Below are 16,723 nucleotides of genomic sequence, written 5' to 3'. Positions count from 1 at the left end.
AGCGGCACGATGGGCGCCTATGCGTTCGGCGCGGTCGCCTATGGCGTCAAGGATGCCGGGTTCGGCACGTTCCTGCTGCTGTTCTACAATCAGGTGGTCGGCCTGCCCTCGGCGACGGTCGGGCTGGTGGTGATGATGGCGCTGCTGATCGACGCCTTCGTCGATCCGATGGTCGGCTTCTTCTCCGACCGGACGCGCACGCGCTGGGGGCGGCGGCATCCGTGGATGTACGGGTCGGCGCTGCCGATCATGGTCGGCTGGGTGTTGCTGTGGCATCCGCCCGAATCGCTGTCAGAGCCGGCGACGCTCGGCTGGCTGTTCCTCGCCGCGGTGCTCGTGCGCACGGCGGTGAGCTGTTACGAGGTCCCGTCGGTCGCGCTGACGCCGGAACTGTCATCGGATTACGACGAGCGTACCCGGATCATGGCGTGGCGCTACCTGTTCGGCTGGGCCGGAGGGCTGACGATGCTGGTCAGCGCCTATCTCTATTTCCTCGCGCCGACGCCGCAATTTCCCAACGGCCTGCTCAACCGCGACGGCTATGTCGGCTATGCGCTGCTCGGCGCGCTGCTGATGGGGGTCGCGATCCTGATCTCCGCCTGGGGGACGCATCGCGAGATCCCCAATCTGCCCAATCCGCCGATCGTCGCGCAGTCGCTGCGCGACAGCTTCCGCGAGCTTGGCCAGACGGTGCGGAACTGCGCCTTCGCGATCCTGATGCTCGCCGGCCTGTGCGCCTATACGGTGCAGGGGATCAGCTATGCGATGTCGACCTATCTCTACACCTATGTCTGGGGATTCCGTGGCATCGTCTTCGTCTATGCGACGGTGGCCTTGTTCGGGGGCGTGCTGGTCGCCTTCGTCGCGGCGCCGCGGATCGGCAGGCGGGTGAGCAAGCCCTCCGCCGCGGCGACCGCGGTGATCGTCGGCGCGAGCTTCAACATCGCGCCCTATGCGCTGCGCCTGTTCCACCTCCTTCCGGAGGTCGGCAGCACGACGCTGCTGCCGGTGCTGCTCGGCTTCTTCGTCGTCGCGACCGCGTGCAACGTCACCGCCTTCATCCTCGGCGCGTCGATGATGGCGGACGTGGTCGAGGATTCGGAGGCGACGACCGGGCGCCGGTCGGAGGGGGTGTTCTTTGCCGGATCGTTCTTCGTGCAGAAATGCACCTCGGGCATCGGCATCTTCCTCGCCGGTGCGATCCTCGCGGTGGCGGGCTTCCCGGAAAAGGCGACACCCGGCCAGGTGTCGGTCGCAACGATCGACCGGCTGACGCTCACCTATGGCGCGGCCTATCTGGTGATCGCCGGGCTGGCGGCGTTCTGCTTCACTCGCTTTCCGTTCGGGCGGCGCGAGCATGAGGCACGGCTGGCACGGCTCGGGGCAGAAAAGCTGACCGATTCACGCTAGTTTCGCCGTTCAGCGACGCGAAAGGGTCAGGCCTTCCGACCCGCTTTATCGACTCGGCGTCGCTTGGTCGGCGCGCAAACACAGTTCGCCGCTTATGGTTCCCGCGGCCATTGGAGAATCCGGAACCCCCGGCTAGCCACATCCTCGACGAACGGGTTTTGACCGGGGGGTCAGCAAATGACTGTGAAGGCGTTGGCAGCGCGTTTTGCGCTGGTGTTCTCGTGCGGCCTGTTGATGGCCACTCCGGCGATGGCGCAGTTCTGGCAGTGCGCGCCCTATGCGCGTGAGATCTCGGGCATCGACATCCACGGCAACGCCAACACCTGGTGGGGCCAGGCGGCCGGCAAGTACGAGCGCGGCCATGCACCCAAGGTCGGTGCGGTCCTCGCCTTCCAATCCACCCGCCGCATGCGTGTCGGCCATGTCGCCATGGTGTCGCGCGTCGTCAGCGACCGCGAAGTGCTGCTCACCCACGCCAACTGGTCGCGCGCCGGCGGCATCGAGCGCGACGTCCGCGCCGTCGACGTTTCGGCGGCCGGCGACTGGAGCGAAGTCAAGGTCTGGTACGGCCCGACCGGCGGCCTCGGCACCTCCAGCTATCCCACCAACGGGTTCATCTATTCGGGCCGTGCTCCGGCGGTCGAGGTTGCCCCTGCGATCGACACCCCCGCGATCGATACCAACGTGATCGCGACGGCCGCGATCGTCCCGGTGGTCCCGGTCGCGGGCGAATAAGCCGCCGCGCCGATCAGGCGGCCTTTGCCGTCCCCGGCCTGAACGTCATCGCCACGCCATTCATGCAATAGCGCTTGCCGGTCGGCTTCGGCCCGTCGTCGAAGACATGGCCGAGATGCCCGCCGCAATGGCGGCAATGGACCTCGGTCCGCTCCATCATCAACGATCCGTCGGTCCGCGTCGCCACCGCACGGGTCAAGGGCGCATAGAAGCTCGGCCAGCCAGTGCCGCTCTCGAACTTGGTCCTCGACGAAAAGAGCGGCAGCGCGCAGCCCTTGCACGCGAAGGTGCCGGCGCGATGTTCGTCGTTGAGCGGGCTGGAATAGGGGCGCTCGGTGCTTTCGTGGCGCAGCACGCTCCACGCCGCGTCGCCCAGCCTCTTGCGCCACGCGGCATCGCTCATCTGCACTTGGTAGCGTTCGGCCGCCGCCGCGGGCGCGCTGCGACAGCCCCATAAAGCGGCACCGGCGACGCCGGCGGCGGCCAGCGACAGCAGGGAGCGGCGGGTGGGGTCGTGGGTCATCGCCGGAATATAGGATGCCGCCCGCCGGCAATCCATGCCGCCCCCAATGCAGTGCCGATTTCTCTGCGGTATTCCAGTAGCTTGATCGGACTCAGCTACGCAGCGCGAACGATCGCATGACGCCGATATGATCGGACAGCCGCGTCCCGTCCGCGAGCGTGCCGAAACCAGACGTCCGGCCCTTCGCCACGATCGGCCCCTGATAGGCGACGATCGTCTTCGCCTTCGTCGTCGTCGGCACCGGGGCGATGATGCGGCAGGCATCGCCGCAGCTGCTTTCCGACGCGGCGATCGTCATCGCCCGCGCACCGAACATGGCGTCCGACAGATAGGCCTGCCGTTCCGGATCGCTGCCGACGTTGAAGTCGCCGGCCAGCACCACCGGCGATTCCGCCGTGGCGACGCTGGCGACGAAGCGGCGCAACGTATCGACCTGATGGCGATAGGCGTAGAAGCTCCGGGCATCGTCCACCCCCGACGCGGCACGCGAGTTGAGGTGCGTGTCGATGACGATCAGCGGATCCGCGCGACCGGGAACCCGCAGCGCGACCGCCAGCACGCCCTTGTTGGCGAGGCAGTCGTAACCGGCACAGGCGAACCGGGGAAAGGCGATGCGCCGCGCCCAGACGATCGGATAATCGGAAAAGACGGCAAGGCCGCTGTCCTCATGCGGGGCCTCGGTCTCGCCGTGCCAGAAGCTCGCGGCCTGCAGGAAGGCGGCCTCGTCCGCGCGCGTGGCGGGCGCGCCGGGCATATCGGCCGCGGGGCCGAAGGCGGCGTAGCGATAGCCCGCGCTCGCGCCGATCGCCTTTTGCGCGTCGCCGAACGCCTCCTGCACCGCGACCACCTGCGGCCCCGCGCCGCGATCGTGGAGCGCGCGCAATTCCGCGGCGATCGCCGCCGCCGCCGTGGTAGGGCCCTGCGTCAGGGGCCACGGTAGCCCCTCGACATTGTAGGATAGCATCGTCACCGGGCCGGCGGCGGGGGCGGCGTGCATCGTCACCGGGGGATTGGCCATCACCGAGCGCGGCTCGGCCATGCCCGTCACCAGCAGGATCGACGCCAACACAGCGATACCCGACATACGCACCGACCGATCTCCCCCACGAAGTAGGACCGATGCGTAATCATGCCGGTATGACGGGGTGACGTAGCGACGATGACATCATCGTCACATCCCGCCCGCGCCGGCGGTCAGTAGCGGGTGATTTCCACCGGCAGCTGGCGATAGCCATGGACGAAACAGGCGGCGACGCGCGTCGGCTCGTCGAGCACGTTCACCCGCATCCGCCGCTTCGCCATCTCCTCCAGCAGGATGCCGATCTGCATTTCCGCCAGCCGCGCGCCGACGCAGCGGTGGATGCCATGCCCGAAGGCGAGGTGGCGGCGCGCATTGGGCCGATCGACGCGGATTGCATCGGCATCCGGCCCGAACACGCTCTCGTCGCGATTGGCGGAGAGATACCATAGCGCCAGCTTGTCGCCCTCGCGGATCGTCTGCCCCATCAGCTCGGTATCGCGCGTCGCGGTGCGCCGCATGTGCGCGAGCGGCGTCTGCCAGCGGATGATCTCCTGCGTCGCATTGGGGATCAGCGCCGGGTCGGCTTCCAGCTGCGCGCGCGCGTCCGGAAACCGGTCGAGGCCATAGGCCAGCGCCGACATCGAATTGCGCGTCGTGTCGTTGCCGCCGACGATCAGCAGGATCAGGTTTCCGATGAATTCGAAATGATCCATATGGCTCATCGCATCCGAATGGATCATCATGCTGATGAGGTCGGGCGTCTGCGGCTTGTCCAGCTTGCTGTTCCACAGCTGCTGGAAATAGGCCCCGCATTCGTACATGTAGCCGAGCCGCTGCTTGCGCAGTTCCTCGTTCTTCACCAGCTCGATGTCGCCCGCCCAATCGGACCAGAAGGTCAGCTTGCGCCGGTCCTCCCACGGGAAGTCGAACAGGATCGCCAGCATCTGCGTGGTCAGCTCGATCGAGACGGTATCGACCCAGTCGAACCGCGTGTTCCACGGCAGGCTGTCGAGGATCTCGCCGGTGCGATGGCGGATATTCTCGCTCATTCGCGTCATCTCGGACGGGGTGAAGGCGGGCGCGACGGTGCGGCGCTGTGCGGTGTGGATCGGCCGGTCGCGCGCGATGAACATCGGCATGCGCACATCGCTTTCGGGCAGGAAGTCGGCGAGCGTAATCCCGCCCGCCTCCGACGAATAGAGTTCGGGAAGCGATTCGACCTCGACGATCGGCTTGTAGGTGCTGACCGACCAATAGGGGCCGTAGTCGCTGTGTTCGCAGCGATAGACCGGCGCCTCGGCCCGCAGTCGCGCGAAGGGAGCCTGCCAGACGTCGTCGCGGTAGAGCTCAGCCCGGCTGACATCGAGCGGGTCCACGCGCACCTCGGGCTGCATCAGCGTCGCCATCATCTCTCTCCTGTCGTTTTCCGGCAGGAGATACCCAACTGACACTCATGTCAATTGGCTATGCGACGAGCACCCCGGACGGTCCGTCCGGGGCACCGGCAGGGCGGGTTCAGCCCTTCGCGCGCTTCCAGAACGGTTTGGCGCTGCCCGATTGCAGGACGCCGCGACGGAACAGCCGCGCGCCGAGCGTGATGAAGATCGAGACCCACAGTAGCTGCCACGCGATCGCGGCGAAATGCGGCCAAAGCTCCGCGGAGGTCGCCGCCCGGCCCGCCATCGCGAAGGGCGAGGAGAGCGGGAACATCTCCGCCAGCGTCGCTATCCAGCTGCCGGGCCGCGCGGTGCCGGCGAGCGCCAGCGCGAGCATGCCCATCTGCAGGATCGAGATTGGCAGCGCCAGCATCTGGATCTCGCGCGGGGTCGATGCCTGCGCGCCGACGACGAGGAAGGCCGAACCGAGCAGCAGATAGGCCATGGTGAAATAGGTGACGAACAGTGCGACGAACGCCGGCATCCCCACCGCCGCCTGGATCGCCAGCGCCGACGCCAGCTCCGGCGGTAGCAGCGATCCCAGCTTGGCGATGATCGTCCCCCAGAAACAGACGAACAGGATCGCGACGCCGAACATGCCGAGCAACTTGCCGAGGAACACGCTTTCCAGCGGCACGGCGGCGGCGAGCACCTCGATCACCTTGTTGTTGCGCTCCTCGGCCATGGTGCCGACCACCTGGCTGGCGAGGAACAGGTTGAGCAGGAACACGCCGAACACCGCGAACGAGGCCGACTGGCGGCGGTTGCCCACCGACCCGCCCGGCCGCTCCATCGGCGTCTTCACCGCATTCGCCTGTGGCACCTCGCCGTTCAGCCGGTCGGCGGTCAGCGTCTCGGCGGCGAGCAGCGCGAGATAATCCGCCGCCCGCTTGCCGCGCGGGCCGTACAGCACCTGCGGCGCGGCGAGCGGCCCGTACAGGACGGCGCTCGCCTCATAATCCTTGCTCGCGAAGGCGGCGCGCGCCTGCGCGGCGGGGTCGCCGGCGGGGCGCAGCGTGGTGAGCCCCGGTGGCGCCTCTTCGCTGCGGCGGAACACGTCGCGCAGGCGCGTGTCCGCCTCGGCGATCGTCCGCGCCTGCGCATCGGGGACGATCGCGACGATCCGCGCCCGGTCGCCGCGACTGTCGGCGACGCTCGCCGCGCCGAGGCCGCCGACCGCGCCGAACGATCCCATGATGACCGGCGCGAACAGGAAGAGGAGGAAAATCGGGGTGAACACCGTCGCGATGAAATCCCGCCGCGCGATGGTCAGCGCCTGGCGGAGGGTGCGGGTAAGGTTCATGCCACCGACTCCTGCGTCGTGTCGGGCGTGGCATCGCGGCCGACGATCCGGACGAAGGCATCGTGCAGGCTGGGCCGCTCGATCGACAGGCCGCCGATGCCATAGCCCCGTTCGATCAGCGTCACCAGCAACCCCTCGATCCCCTCTCGCGGCAACTGGAACCGCCATCCGTCCCCGTCCGGCATGGCATCGTGCGGCAGCACCGCCGCCACCGCCGGATCGGGCCGGGTCGGCAGATAGCGGACCCGGCTCGGCAGCGTGCCGCGCGCATCGTCAACAGTCCCTTCGAACCGGCGCTTGCCGCCGGCGATGATCGCCAGCCGGTCGCAGACGCGCTCGGCATGCGCCATGATATGCGTCGAGAACAGCACGGTCGCGCCGCGATCACGCTCGGCGAGGATCAGCGCCTCCAGCTTTTCCTGGTTGACCGGGTCGAGGCCGGAGAACGGCTCGTCGAGCACCAGCAGGTCGGGGCGATGGACCACAGATCCCAGCAGCTGGACCAGCTGCGCCATGCCCTTGGACAGTTTCTTGATCTTCTCGTCGATCGCATGGCCGAGGCCCGCCGCCTCCATCATCTCGGCGGCGCGGGTACGGCCGGTGCGGCGGTCGAGCCCGCGCAGCGCGCCCATGAAGGCGATCGCGTCGCGTGCCTTCATCGACGGATACAGGCCGCGCTCCTCCGGCAGATAGCCGACGCGGTCGCTCGCCTCGCGCGGGGCGAAATGGCCGAGGATCGCGCGGCGCCCCTCGTCGGGTTCGATGATGCCGAGCAGCGTGCGCAGCGTCGTCGTCTTGCCCGCGCCGTTAGGCCCGAGCACGCCATAGATCGCGCCGCGCGGCACCGACAGGTCGACGCCGTCGACGACGCGCCGGTCGCCGAAGCGCTTCACCAGATGTTCGGCGAACACCGCCACTTGATCGTCCGCCAAAATCGCATCCTGCCCCAGTATCGGGGCCGATGACCCCGGCCCCCGACCTGTGGTAGCGGCGCGGCGTGTCCGAACACAAGCAACAACCCGGTATCGAGGCGCGCATCAGGGCGAAAGCGGCGGAGCTCGGCTTCGTCGCCTGCGGCATCGCGCGCGCCGACGCCGCGCCGCAGACCGCCGCACGGCTGCGCCAGTGGCTGGACGAAGGCCGCCACGGCGGCATGATCTGGATGGAGGAGCGCGCGCATCACCGCGGCTCCCCCGCCGGGCTGTGGCCGGAGGTGCGCAGCGTCATCGCGCTTGGCATGAGCTATGCGCCCGCCGTCGATCCGCTGCGGCTGGCGGGGGAGGGGACCCGCGGCCGCGTCTCCGTCTATGCGCAGGGCGGCGACTATCACGACGTCGTCAAGCGCGCGCTGAAGGCGCTGGGGCGCTGGCTGGCGCAGGAGGCGGGGTGCGACCTCAAGGTGTTCGTCGACACCGCGCCGGTGATGGAAAAGCCGTTGAGCGAGGCGGCGGGGCTCGGCTGGCAGGGCAAGCACACCAATCTAGTCAGCCGCGACCATGGCAGCTGGCTGTTCCTCGGTGCGATCTACACGACGCTCGATCTCGCGCCCGATACGCCGGGACGCGACAGCTGCGGGTCGTGCGACGCCTGTCAGCGCGCCTGCCCGACCGACGCCTTCCCCGCGCCCTACCGCCTCGATGCGCGGCGTTGCATTTCGTATCTGACGATCGAGCATGCCGGGCCGATTCCGGTCGAGTTCCGCGCGGGCATCGGCAACCGGATCTACGGGTGCGACGACTGCCTGTCGGTCTGTCCGTGGAACAAGTTCGCCGCCAGTGCCGCCGCCAACCTGGCGTTCCACCCACGCGCCGAACTGACCGCACCCGCGCTCGCCGACCTGCTGTCGCTCGACGATGCGGCGTTCCGGCAGGTGTTCGCCGGTTCCCCGATCAAACGCATCGGCCGCAACCGCCTGGTCCGCAACGCCGCGATCGCCGCAGGCAACAGCGGCGCGCCGGCGCTGTTGCCGGTGTTGGAACGGCTGCGCGACGATGCCGACCCGGTGGTGGCGGAGGCCGCGGACTGGGCGATCGGCCGGCTGGCGTCGTGACCCGTTAGGCAGGCCGGACGAAGCCGGCGCGTGCCGCGGCGACCTCGTCGCGGATCACGCAGCCCTCGGCATGATCGTTGACGAGGCCCATGGCTTGCATGAACGCATAGACCGTCGTCGGTCCGACGAATTTCCATCCCTGTTTGCGCAAGGCTTTGGACAGGGCCTCGGAGGCGGGAGAGGTCGATCGGGTCTGCGGCGGGATGCCGTCGTCCACCGGTTCGAACCGCCAGAGGAAGGCCGCCAGCGATCCCTCGGCATCGACCAGCTCGCAGGCTCGGGCGGCATTGTTGATGACGGCGTCGATCTTGCCGCGGTGGCGGACGATCCCCGCATCCGCCATCAGCCGTGCGACATCGGCATCGTCGAAGCGGGCGATCGTGCGGAAGTCGAAGCCGGCGAAGGCGGCGCGGAAATTCTCGCGCTTCGACAGGATCGTCCGCCAGCTGAGGCCCGACTGGAAGCTTTCGAGGCACAGTTTTTCGAACAATCGCACGTCGTCGGCGACCGGGAATCCCCATTCGCGATCGTGATAGGCGACGAAATCCGGCGTGATCGCACACCAGCGACAGCGCGGGCGCCCGTCGGGGCCGGGAAGAGTGTCGCTCACGCGGGTCGCCTATCTGCCGCCGTCGCGGCGGGTGAGGGCGGCGACGCAGCTCGCGCGGTCGATGGTGCTGCCGTCGGGTTCGCGCGCATCAAGATAGGTGACGCGCGGCGGTTCGCTGCCCTTGGGGTAGAGATAGGCGTCGAGGACGCAGATCGGGCCGGCGAACTGAAGCTTGCGCGCGGTCCCTTCGCGGATATCGGCATCGGGCTGGCCGAACAATTGCGTCAGGCCTGCGGCGTCCTGGCCGAGCACACGCTCCAGACCGGCGGTGGTGTAGGGGATGACGGTGCGGCCGGTGGGGATCGGCGCGACGCCGCCGGGTGCGGCACAGGCGCTCAACCCCAGAGCCAGTCCGAATGCCGCCAGTGCTTTCACGCGCCCGTCCCCCTTCGCGACGCGTGGAACAGATGCGTCGCCATGCTCGCGCCGAGGATCGGGGCGAACAGATTGAGGAGCGGAACCACGAACAGCCCGGTGCCGGCAAGCCCCAGCGCGAACCGCCGTCCGCGCGTCGCCGTGCGCCAGCCCCGCACCGTCGCATCGTCCATGTGCCGGCTCGCCACCATCTCGCCGAGGTCGCGGCCGAGCAGCAGCGCGTTGACGAGGAAGAAGGCGATGGCCGGGCCGACCGCGGTGAACAGCAGCGCAATATAGACGGGGACCATCAGCAGGTTCGCCGCCACCGCCCGCCCCGCCGAGCCGATCGCCATGCGCGTCGACCGGGCCATGCCGACCGGCCGTGCCGCGGCGTGCGCGGCGGGATAATGCCGTGCCTCGACCGCGGCCACCACCTCGTCGCCGAACAGCCCGATGACCGCGATCGCGACGACCCGGAACAACAGCCAGGCGTCCAGCACCAGCAGCACGACCGCCGCGGCGCCGGCGAGGCTGCCGCCGAATTCGATACCGACCAGCGCCTCGAACGCCGCGCGCAGGCCGACGTAGAGCGCGGCGCCCAGCCCCGCGAACAGCGCCAGCGTCACCAGCAGCGACTTCATCAGCACGCGCAGGATCGCGGGGTCGCCGAGCTGGCCGATCGACAGGGAGAGGGCGCGGAGCATGACCGCCGGCGTGCCGGGCGGCGTGCGGCGCGTCAACCGCCGGTACGTTGCGCCGGGGGCGTCGCGGCCCTAGGGGGTGGCGGTATTTTTTCCGGAGCCACAATCCCTTGTCCCAGCCCAAATATGACGTGGTCGCGATCGGCAACGCGATCGTCGATATCCTCAGCCAGGCCGACGATGCCTTCATCGAGTCGATCGGCGTCGCCAAGGGCTCGATGCAGCTGATGTTCTCGCCCGAGGATGCCGACGACCTCTACGCCAAGATGGGCCCGGGCCGCGAAGTGTCGGGCGGGTCCGCCGCCAACACCGTGGCGGGGATCGCCGCGCTGGGCGGGCGCACCGCCTTTATCGGTCAGGTCGCCGACGACCAGCTCGGGCAGGTGTTCGCGCACGACATCCGCGCCGCCGGCGTCGCCTTCGACACCGCGTCGCGCCCGGGCCAGCCGACCACGGCACGCTGCCTGATCTTCGTGACGCCCGACGGCCAGCGGACGATGAACACCTATCTCGGCGCGTCGCAGTTCCTGCCCGAGAGCGCACTCGACCTGTCGGTGATCGAGGATGCGGCGATCCTGTATCTCGAAGGCTATCTGTGGGACCCCGAGGAGCCCCGCGCGGCGATGCGTGCGGCGATCGAGGCGGCGCGCAAGGCGGGGCGCAAGGTCGCCTTCACCTTGTCCGACGTGTTCTGCATCGGTCGCCACGGCGGCGATTTTCGCAGCCTGATCGCCGATGGCCTGATCGACATCCTGTTCGCCAACGAGAGCGAACTGGCCGCGCTGGCCGAAACCGACGATTTCGATGCGGCGGTGGCGACGCTGTCCGCGCAGGTGCCGACGCTGGTCGTCACCCGCGGCGCTTCGGGTGCGTGCGCGATCCAGCACGGCACCCGCGCCGAAGTGCCGGCCGAACCGATCGCGCAGGTGGTCGATACGACCGGCGCGGGCGACCTCTTCGCCGCGGGATTTTTGCATGGCCAGGCGCAAGGCAAGGGACTGGAACAGTCGCTCCGCCTCGGCGCGATCTGCGCGGCGGAGATCATCAGCCACTTCGGCGCGCGGCCGAACGTCGACATGAAGGCGCTGGCGGCGTCCAAGGTCGGGTGATCGAGTCGCCCCCTCTCCGGGTGGGGAGGGGGCGGTCTGGCGCGAAGGACGCCGAGGCGTCCCGCCTGCCGCGCATGCGGCTCTCATCCTGCGCCGGCGGATGGACCGGGGAGAAGCGCGCAACCCCTCTGCGTCCTTCGCGCCTCTGCGCGAAATATCGGTCTCACGCGCAGCCGCGACGATGTCGCTTCCGTGGCTGCGGCTGTCATCACGACATAAATGGGAAGCAGTGCGTCCGCCCTGAACGCGCCCTCTTTGCGTCTTCGCGTCTTCGCGTGAACCCTACAGGCGCCGGACAAGAAAAAAGGGCCGGAGGATCGCTCCCCCGGCCCTTTTCGTAGATCCAGACCTCAGTGGAGAGGCTTGGCGATTTCCGGCTGCATCGCGGGGTCGTCGACCACGTCGGTGATGCCGCGGCCCACATAGGAGCGGCTGCGGCTGTAGCCGAAGTAGATGAGCAGCCCGATCAGGCCCCAGCCCGGCAGGACCAGGATCGCCAGCAGCGGTAGCGAGAAATAAAGGTACAGGCAGCCGATGATCGCCGCCGGCGCGACCAGCCACACCAGCGGGGTGCGGAAGGGGCGCTTGCGGCTCGGATCGACCTTGCGCAGCACCAGCACCGAGATCGCCACCATCAGGAAGGCGAACAGCGTCCCCGAGTTGGAATAATCGGCGAGCTTGCCGACCGGCAGGAACGCCGCGGCGAGCGTCGTCGCGATGCCGGTGACGATCGTCACGACATGCGGCGTGCGGTACTTCGGATGGACGGTCGCGAGCTTCGCCGGGAGCAGGCCGTCGCGGGCCATGGTGAAGAACACGCGGGTCTGGCCGAACATCATCATCAGGACGACGGAGGGGAGGGCGAGAGTGGCGGCGAGACCGATGAGGTTGCCCACTTGCACCCAGCCGATCGTGCGCAGGACGTGGGCGAGTGCCTCACGCGAGCAGGAGAGCGGTTCGAGCGCGCCGCCGGCAACGATCGCACGGCAGCGATCGGCGAGTTCCGACGTCCCCGGCGACAGCAGCGTGCCCGCGGCATCGCGCACCGGCTGTGCGCCGAGCGGCGAACCGATCGCGCCCGCCGACACCAGCAGATAGAAGATCGTGCAGAAGCCCAGCGACGCGATCAGGCCGATCGGCACGTTGCGCTGCGGGTTCTTTGTCTCCTCCGCCGCGGTGGAGACGGCGTCGAAGCCGACATAGGCGAAGAAGATCGAGGCGGCGGCGCCGGCGACCCCGGTGAAGCCGGTGGGCATCAGCGGTTCGAAATGATCGAGGTTCATGACCGGCAGCGACAGAGCGACGAACAGCGACAGCGCCGCGACCTTGATGCACACCAGCACCGCGTTGACGCGCGCGCTCTCGGTCGTGCCGATCACCAGCAGCCAGGTGACGAGGCCGGATATGATGACCGCCGGCAGGTTAATATAGCCGCCCGCCGACGGGCCGTTGACCCATTCCATCGGGACCTCGATCCCGAGCAGGTTGCGCAGCTGCCCGACCATATAGCCCGACCAGCCGACCGCGACCGCGGAGGCGCCGACGGCATATTCGAGGATCAGCGCCCAGCCGACCATCCAGGCGAGCAATTCGCCCATCACCGCATAGGTGTAGGTGTAGGCGGAGCCCGCCACCGGCACCATCGAGGCAAGCTCGGAATAGCAGAGCGCCGCGACCGCGCAGACGAAGCCGGCGATGATGAACGAGATCATCATGCCCGGCCCGGCCTTTTGCGCGGCTTCGGAGGTGAGGACGAAGATGCCGGTGCCGATGACGGCGCCAACGCCCAGCATGGTCAGCTGGAACGCCCCGAGTGAACGATGCAGGCCGCGTTTTTCGGCCGTGGCGAGAATGGCGTCGAGTGGTTTGACGCGCCCGAATATCATGAAGCTCTATCCCCCCAGATGCGAACGGTCCTTGGAACGCCGCCGCATGGTGAAGCGGGGGATGCTAGCCGCAAATGGGGGAGAGGCAATCCCTTATCGCGCCGCCGTGCCGCAGCGCAGCGATCAGCCCGCCAGCATCGGCCCCAGCGGCTTGCCGCCGAAGAGGTGAACGTGGAGGTGCGGCACTTCCTGCCCGCCATGGCCGCCGACGTTGGCAAGCAGGCGATAGCCGGGGGCGACCAGCCCGTGTTCGCGCGCGACATGGCCGATCGCGCGGATGAAGCCGGCGATCTCATCTTCAGAAGCCGCGAGAGCAAAATCGTCCCAAGACACATAGGGGCCGCGCGGGATCACAAGGATGTGCAGCGGCGCGACCGGCGCGATGTCGTGGAAGGCGACGGCGTAATCGTCCTCGTAGACCCGCTGCGACGGAATCTCGTCGCGCAGGATCTTCGCGAAGACGTTCTGGTCGTCATAGGGCAGGGTGGCGTCGATCGGCATGGGTCGGGTCCTCAGCGGGCGGCTTTTTCGACATGGCCCGACACGCCCTCGCGGCGGACGAGCTCGGCGCGGACGTCGTCCAGCCCCAGCCCGGCATCGGCGAGCAGCACGAGCAGGTGGAAGACGAGGTCGGCGGCCTCGGAAGCGAGTTTGTCCGGTTCGGCAAGCGCGGCGATCACCGTCTCGGTCGCTTCCTCGCCGACCTTCTGCGCGATCTTGGCGCGGCCCTTGGCGAACAGGCTGGCGACGTACGAGCCGCCGGCGTCGGCGGCGTCGCGGCGGGCGAGGATGGTGGCTTCCAGGCGGTCGAGCGGGTCCATGGCCTCCGCTTGGCGCGGGAGGTGGGGAGGGGTCAATCCTTGATCGGCGGCCGGCGGGCGAAACGCCGCCGCATCGCCCGCCGGACGAGCCAGACGCCGAGCGCCGCGACGACGAACAGCGCGACGTCCGACCATTCGGGCCCGGTCCGACGGTGGACGGTGCCGGAATGGCCGCCTGCGACGCTGAGGATCGCGACGGCGGTCATGCCGCCCTCGTGCGCCTGTCGGCAGAGACGAGCCAGTCGAGCGCGGCGTCGGCCGAGTCGAAGATGCGCAGATAGTCCTGCGTCATGAAGCGGCGCACCTGCAGCCGCGTGATCGCGCTGGTGGCGACGATCGCGATCCGGCTGGCGCGATGGAAGGCGCCGAGCCGGCGGTTGATCGCCTGTGCCGCGTCGACCGGCTGGACGCTGGTGCCGCTCATATCCATGCGCAGGCGATAGCCGGTGCGGAAGCCCTCCTCGCGGAACCGGCGGATCAGTTCGTCTGCATAGGTATCGACGGAGGGCTGGTCGAACAGACCGGTCCACCGGATGTCTACGAGATTGAGGTCGTGGCGAAAAACGATCGAATACATGACCCGATGATATGCCCGCGAAGCGTTGCCGAAGCCCTAAACGATCGGCCGCCGCACCGGGATTCCGGCCGCGGCGAGCGCGGCATGCGCATCGGCGATGCTCGCCTCGCCGAAGTGGAAGATCGAGGCGGCGAGCACGGCGCTGGCATGACCGTCGCGGATGCCGGCGACGAGGTCGTCGAGGCCGCCTACGCCGCCGCTCGCGACGACGGGGACGCTGACGCGGTCGGCGATGGCGCGGACCAGCGGGAGGTCGTAGCCGCTGCGCGTGCCGTCGCGGTCCATCGAGGTGACGAGCAATTCGCCCGCGCCCAGATCGGCGAGGTGGGTGGCATGAGCGATGGCGTCGATCCCGGTCGGGCGGCGGCCGCCATGGGTGAACACCTCCCAGCGCTCGCCGACCCGGCGGGCGTCGACCGAGGCGACGCAGCATTGGCTGCCGAACCGCTCGGCGATGTCGGCGACGACCTCCGGCCGGGCGACCGCGGCGGAATTGACCGCCACCTTGTCGGCGCCGGCGAGCAGCAGCGCCCGGGCATCGTCGGCACTGCGCACGCCGCCGCCGACCGTCAGCGGCATGAAGCACACCGCGGCGGTGCGCCGGACGACGTCGAGGATGGTGCCGCGATCCTCATGGGATGCGGTGATATCAAGGAAGCACAGCTCGTCGGCGCCCGCGGCATCATAGGCGCGCGCCTGTTCCACCGGATCGCCGGCGTCGCGCAATTCGACGAAATTGACGCCCTTCACGACGCGGCCGTTGGCGACGTCGAGACAGGGAATGACGCGGGCGCGTACGGTCATGCGGTGGCTCGTCGGATGGAGAAGGTTTGTTCACACGGAGACGCGGAGACGCGGAGAAATGGTTTCTCGCGCGGAGGCGCGGAGGACGCAGCGTTCGTTGGATTACGCCGACCGCGCCAGCGGTCAGCTGGTAATCCGCGGCACGGGGATGAGCACAGCGCTTCGCGCCGGACCCGACATCTCTGCGTCCTCCGCGCCTCTGCGAGCACGACCTTCTTCGCGCCTTCGCGCCTTCGCGTGAACATCATGCTGCCGTCGCCCGGGCCACGTCGAGCGCCGCCGACAGGTCGCTGGGGCCGTCATGGAGCGCGCGGTCGGTTTCGCTGCTCCGGATGAGAAAGGCGTGTTCACGCGAAGGCGCGAAGACGCGAAGAGAAGAAGGATTGGCGCGCAGAGGCGCAGAGGACGCAGGGTGCATGAGGGGAGCCCGGTCGCGCCAGCGGTCGGTTCGGGATCCGCTGCGCAAGGATGGGGAGGGCGCTTCGCGCGGCATACGGGATCTCTGCGTTCTCCGTGCCTCCGCGCGCAAAACACGCCTCGCGTCTTCGCGCCCTCGCGATAACATCATTCTGCCGCCGCCCGCGCCACGCCGAGTGCGGCGGACAGGTCGAGGCGGCCGTCGTAGAGCGCGCGGCCGGTGATGACGCCTTCGACGCCGTCGCGGACGTGGAGGGCGAGGACGTGGATCTCGGCGATGCCCTTGACGCCGCCGCTGGCAATGACCGGGATCGAAACCGAGCGGGCGAGGTCTACCGTCGCCTCGACGTTGCAACCCTTGAGCAGGCCGTCGCGGCCGACGTCGGTGAACAGCAGCGACGCGACGCCGGCATCCTCGAACCGGCGGGCGAGATCGACGACGCTGGTGGTGGAGACGTCCGCCCAGCCCTTGGTCGCGACCATGCCGTCGCGCGCGTCGACCGCGACGACGACGCCGCCGGGAAAATCGCGCGCCGCGCCGCGGACGAACTCGGGGTCGTCCAGCGCGGCGGTGCCGATGACGACGCGCGACACGCCGAGGTCGAACCAGCGTTCGACGCTGGCGCGGTTGCGGATACCGCCGCCAAGCTGGACGTGGCCCGGGAAGCGTTCGACGATGCCGCGCACCGCTTCGCCGTTGATCGATTCGCCGGCGAAGGCACCATCGAGGTCGACGACGTGCAGGTGCTGCGCGCCCGCGTCGGCGAACAGCATCGCCTGCGCCGCGGGGTCGTCACCATAGACGGTGGCGCGGTCCATATCGCCCTCGGCGAGGCGGACGACCTGGCCGCCCTTCAGGTCGATGGCGGGGAAGACGATCAGGCTCATGACAAACTCTCACTCCCCTCCCTGCAAGGGAGGGACCGGGGGTGGGTGGAGGCCAGGCGATACAGCCGCGCGAAC

Annotated in this window: 19 protein-coding genes; 4 read left to right on the top strand and 15 right to left on the bottom strand. The window is 68.8% G+C overall.

Annotated elements, in window-relative coordinates; all coding sequences use genetic code 11:
• Window positions 1-9 precede the first annotated feature (9 nt).
• Together AC1RTO_RS11825 and AC1RTO_RS11820 are read left to right on the top strand one after the other, a co-directional pair.
• Window positions 10-1,410, top strand: coding sequence for an MFS transporter (locus tag AC1RTO_RS11825; RefSeq protein WP_493161206.1), 1,401 nt, complete (start codon window positions 10-12; stop codon window positions 1,408-1,410).
• Between the two features lie 177 nt (window positions 1,411-1,587).
• Entirely contained in the window at window positions 1,588-2,145 is a 558-nt protein-coding gene (locus AC1RTO_RS11820; protein ID WP_493161039.1) for a CHAP domain-containing protein, read from the top strand.
• Window positions 2,146-2,158: 13 nt separating this feature from the next.
• Here AC1RTO_RS11820 and msrB read toward each other — a convergent pair whose 3' ends face one another.
• The 5 genes from msrB to AC1RTO_RS11795 all read right to left on the bottom strand — a co-directional run bounded on the left by msrB (window position 2,159) and on the right by AC1RTO_RS11795 (window position 7,363).
• Entirely contained in the window at window positions 2,159-2,668 is a 510-nt protein-coding gene (msrB, locus tag AC1RTO_RS11815) for a peptide-methionine (R)-S-oxide reductase MsrB (protein ID WP_493161038.1), read from the bottom strand.
• 91 nt (window positions 2,669-2,759) lie between these two features.
• Window positions 2,760-3,737, bottom strand: coding sequence for an endonuclease/exonuclease/phosphatase family protein (locus tag AC1RTO_RS11810; RefSeq protein ID WP_493161037.1), 978 nt, complete (start codon window positions 3,735-3,737; stop codon window positions 2,760-2,762).
• 125 nt (window positions 3,738-3,862) lie between these two features.
• A complete protein-coding gene (locus AC1RTO_RS11805; protein ID WP_493161036.1) occupies window positions 3,863-5,095 on the bottom strand; it encodes a cytochrome P450 in 1,233 nt (410 codons plus the stop codon).
• A 109-nt stretch (window positions 5,096-5,204) separates the two neighbouring features.
• The gene (locus AC1RTO_RS11800) at window positions 5,205-6,428 is read right to left on the bottom strand and encodes an ABC transporter permease (protein ID WP_493161035.1); all 1,224 of its coding nucleotides are present in this window, start codon (window positions 6,426-6,428) and stop codon (window positions 5,205-5,207) included.
• Entirely contained in the window at window positions 6,425-7,363 is a 939-nt protein-coding gene (locus AC1RTO_RS11795) for an ABC transporter ATP-binding protein (RefSeq protein ID WP_493161205.1), read from the bottom strand. Before AC1RTO_RS11795 ends, AC1RTO_RS11800 begins: the two co-directional genes overlap by 4 nt.
• Window positions 7,364-7,425: 62 nt before the next feature.
• Between AC1RTO_RS11795 and queG the strand changes: the two genes are divergently transcribed.
• Entirely contained in the window at window positions 7,426-8,478 is a 1,053-nt protein-coding gene (gene queG / locus AC1RTO_RS11790; protein WP_493161034.1) for a tRNA epoxyqueuosine(34) reductase QueG, read from the top strand.
• Window positions 8,479-8,482: 4 nt separating this feature from the next.
• On the opposite strand, the gene AC1RTO_RS11785 is transcribed toward queG, so the two are convergent.
• Genes AC1RTO_RS11785 through AC1RTO_RS11775 form a run of 3 tightly spaced genes read right to left on the bottom strand, consistent with a single transcriptional unit; the run spans window position 8,483 to window position 10,149 of the window.
• A complete protein-coding gene (locus AC1RTO_RS11785) occupies window positions 8,483-9,088 on the bottom strand; it encodes a DNA-3-methyladenine glycosylase I (RefSeq protein WP_493161033.1) in 606 nt (201 codons plus the stop codon).
• A 9-nt stretch (window positions 9,089-9,097) separates the two neighbouring features.
• Window positions 9,098-9,463 (bottom strand): hypothetical protein, encoded by a 366-nt coding sequence (locus AC1RTO_RS11780; RefSeq protein ID WP_493161032.1) that lies wholly within the window; start codon window positions 9,461-9,463, stop codon window positions 9,098-9,100.
• Window positions 9,460-10,149, bottom strand: a complete 690-nt coding sequence (locus AC1RTO_RS11775) for an EI24 domain-containing protein (protein ID WP_493161204.1) — start codon at window positions 10,147-10,149, stop codon at window positions 9,460-9,462. The genes AC1RTO_RS11780 and AC1RTO_RS11775 overlap by 4 nt, the downstream gene beginning before the upstream one ends.
• A 107-nt stretch (window positions 10,150-10,256) precedes the next feature.
• On the opposite strand from AC1RTO_RS11775, the gene AC1RTO_RS11770 reads away from it, so the two are divergent.
• Entirely contained in the window at window positions 10,257-11,255 is a 999-nt protein-coding gene (locus AC1RTO_RS11770) for an adenosine kinase (protein ID WP_493161031.1), read from the top strand.
• 350 nt (window positions 11,256-11,605) lie between these two features.
• Here the strand turns inward: AC1RTO_RS11770 and AC1RTO_RS11765 are convergent, their stop codons facing one another.
• From AC1RTO_RS11765 to hisA, 7 genes are all read right to left on the bottom strand, one after another.
• The gene (locus tag AC1RTO_RS11765) at window positions 11,606-13,141 is read right to left on the bottom strand and encodes an amino acid permease (RefSeq protein WP_493161030.1); all 1,536 of its coding nucleotides are present in this window, start codon (window positions 13,139-13,141) and stop codon (window positions 11,606-11,608) included.
• 123 nt (window positions 13,142-13,264) lie between these two features.
• Window positions 13,265-13,642 (bottom strand): histidine triad nucleotide-binding protein, encoded by a 378-nt coding sequence (locus AC1RTO_RS11760; RefSeq protein WP_493161029.1) that lies wholly within the window; start codon window positions 13,640-13,642, stop codon window positions 13,265-13,267.
• 11 nt (window positions 13,643-13,653) lie between these two features.
• Window positions 13,654-13,962 carry a phosphoribosyl-ATP diphosphatase gene (locus tag AC1RTO_RS11755; RefSeq protein ID WP_493161028.1) on the bottom strand — a complete coding sequence of 103 codons (309 nt, stop codon included), beginning with the start codon at window positions 13,960-13,962 and terminating at the stop codon, window positions 13,654-13,656.
• A gap of 32 nt (window positions 13,963-13,994) precedes the next feature.
• Window positions 13,995-14,168, bottom strand: coding sequence for a hypothetical protein (locus tag AC1RTO_RS11750; RefSeq protein ID WP_293872930.1), 174 nt, complete (start codon window positions 14,166-14,168; stop codon window positions 13,995-13,997).
• Window positions 14,165-14,539 (bottom strand): STAS/SEC14 domain-containing protein, encoded by a 375-nt coding sequence (locus AC1RTO_RS11745; protein WP_493161027.1) that lies wholly within the window; start codon window positions 14,537-14,539, stop codon window positions 14,165-14,167. Before AC1RTO_RS11745 ends, AC1RTO_RS11750 begins: the two co-directional genes overlap by 4 nt.
• Before the next feature lie 36 nt (window positions 14,540-14,575).
• A complete protein-coding gene (gene hisF, locus AC1RTO_RS11740; protein WP_493161026.1) occupies window positions 14,576-15,343 on the bottom strand; it encodes an imidazole glycerol phosphate synthase subunit HisF in 768 nt (255 codons plus the stop codon).
• 564 nt (window positions 15,344-15,907) lie between these two features.
• Complete coding sequence (hisA, locus tag AC1RTO_RS11735; RefSeq protein ID WP_493161025.1) at window positions 15,908-16,648, bottom strand: 1-(5-phosphoribosyl)-5-[(5-phosphoribosylamino)methylideneamino]imidazole-4-carboxamide isomerase; 741 nt, start codon at window positions 16,646-16,648, stop codon at window positions 15,908-15,910.
• Window positions 16,649-16,723 lie beyond the last annotated feature (75 nt).

It is taken from the genome of Sphingomonas sp. GW821-FHT10F09 (assembly GCF_058809195.1).
Note: the sequence above shows the minus strand (reverse complement) of the source record. Positions and strands in the feature narration are given on the sequence as shown.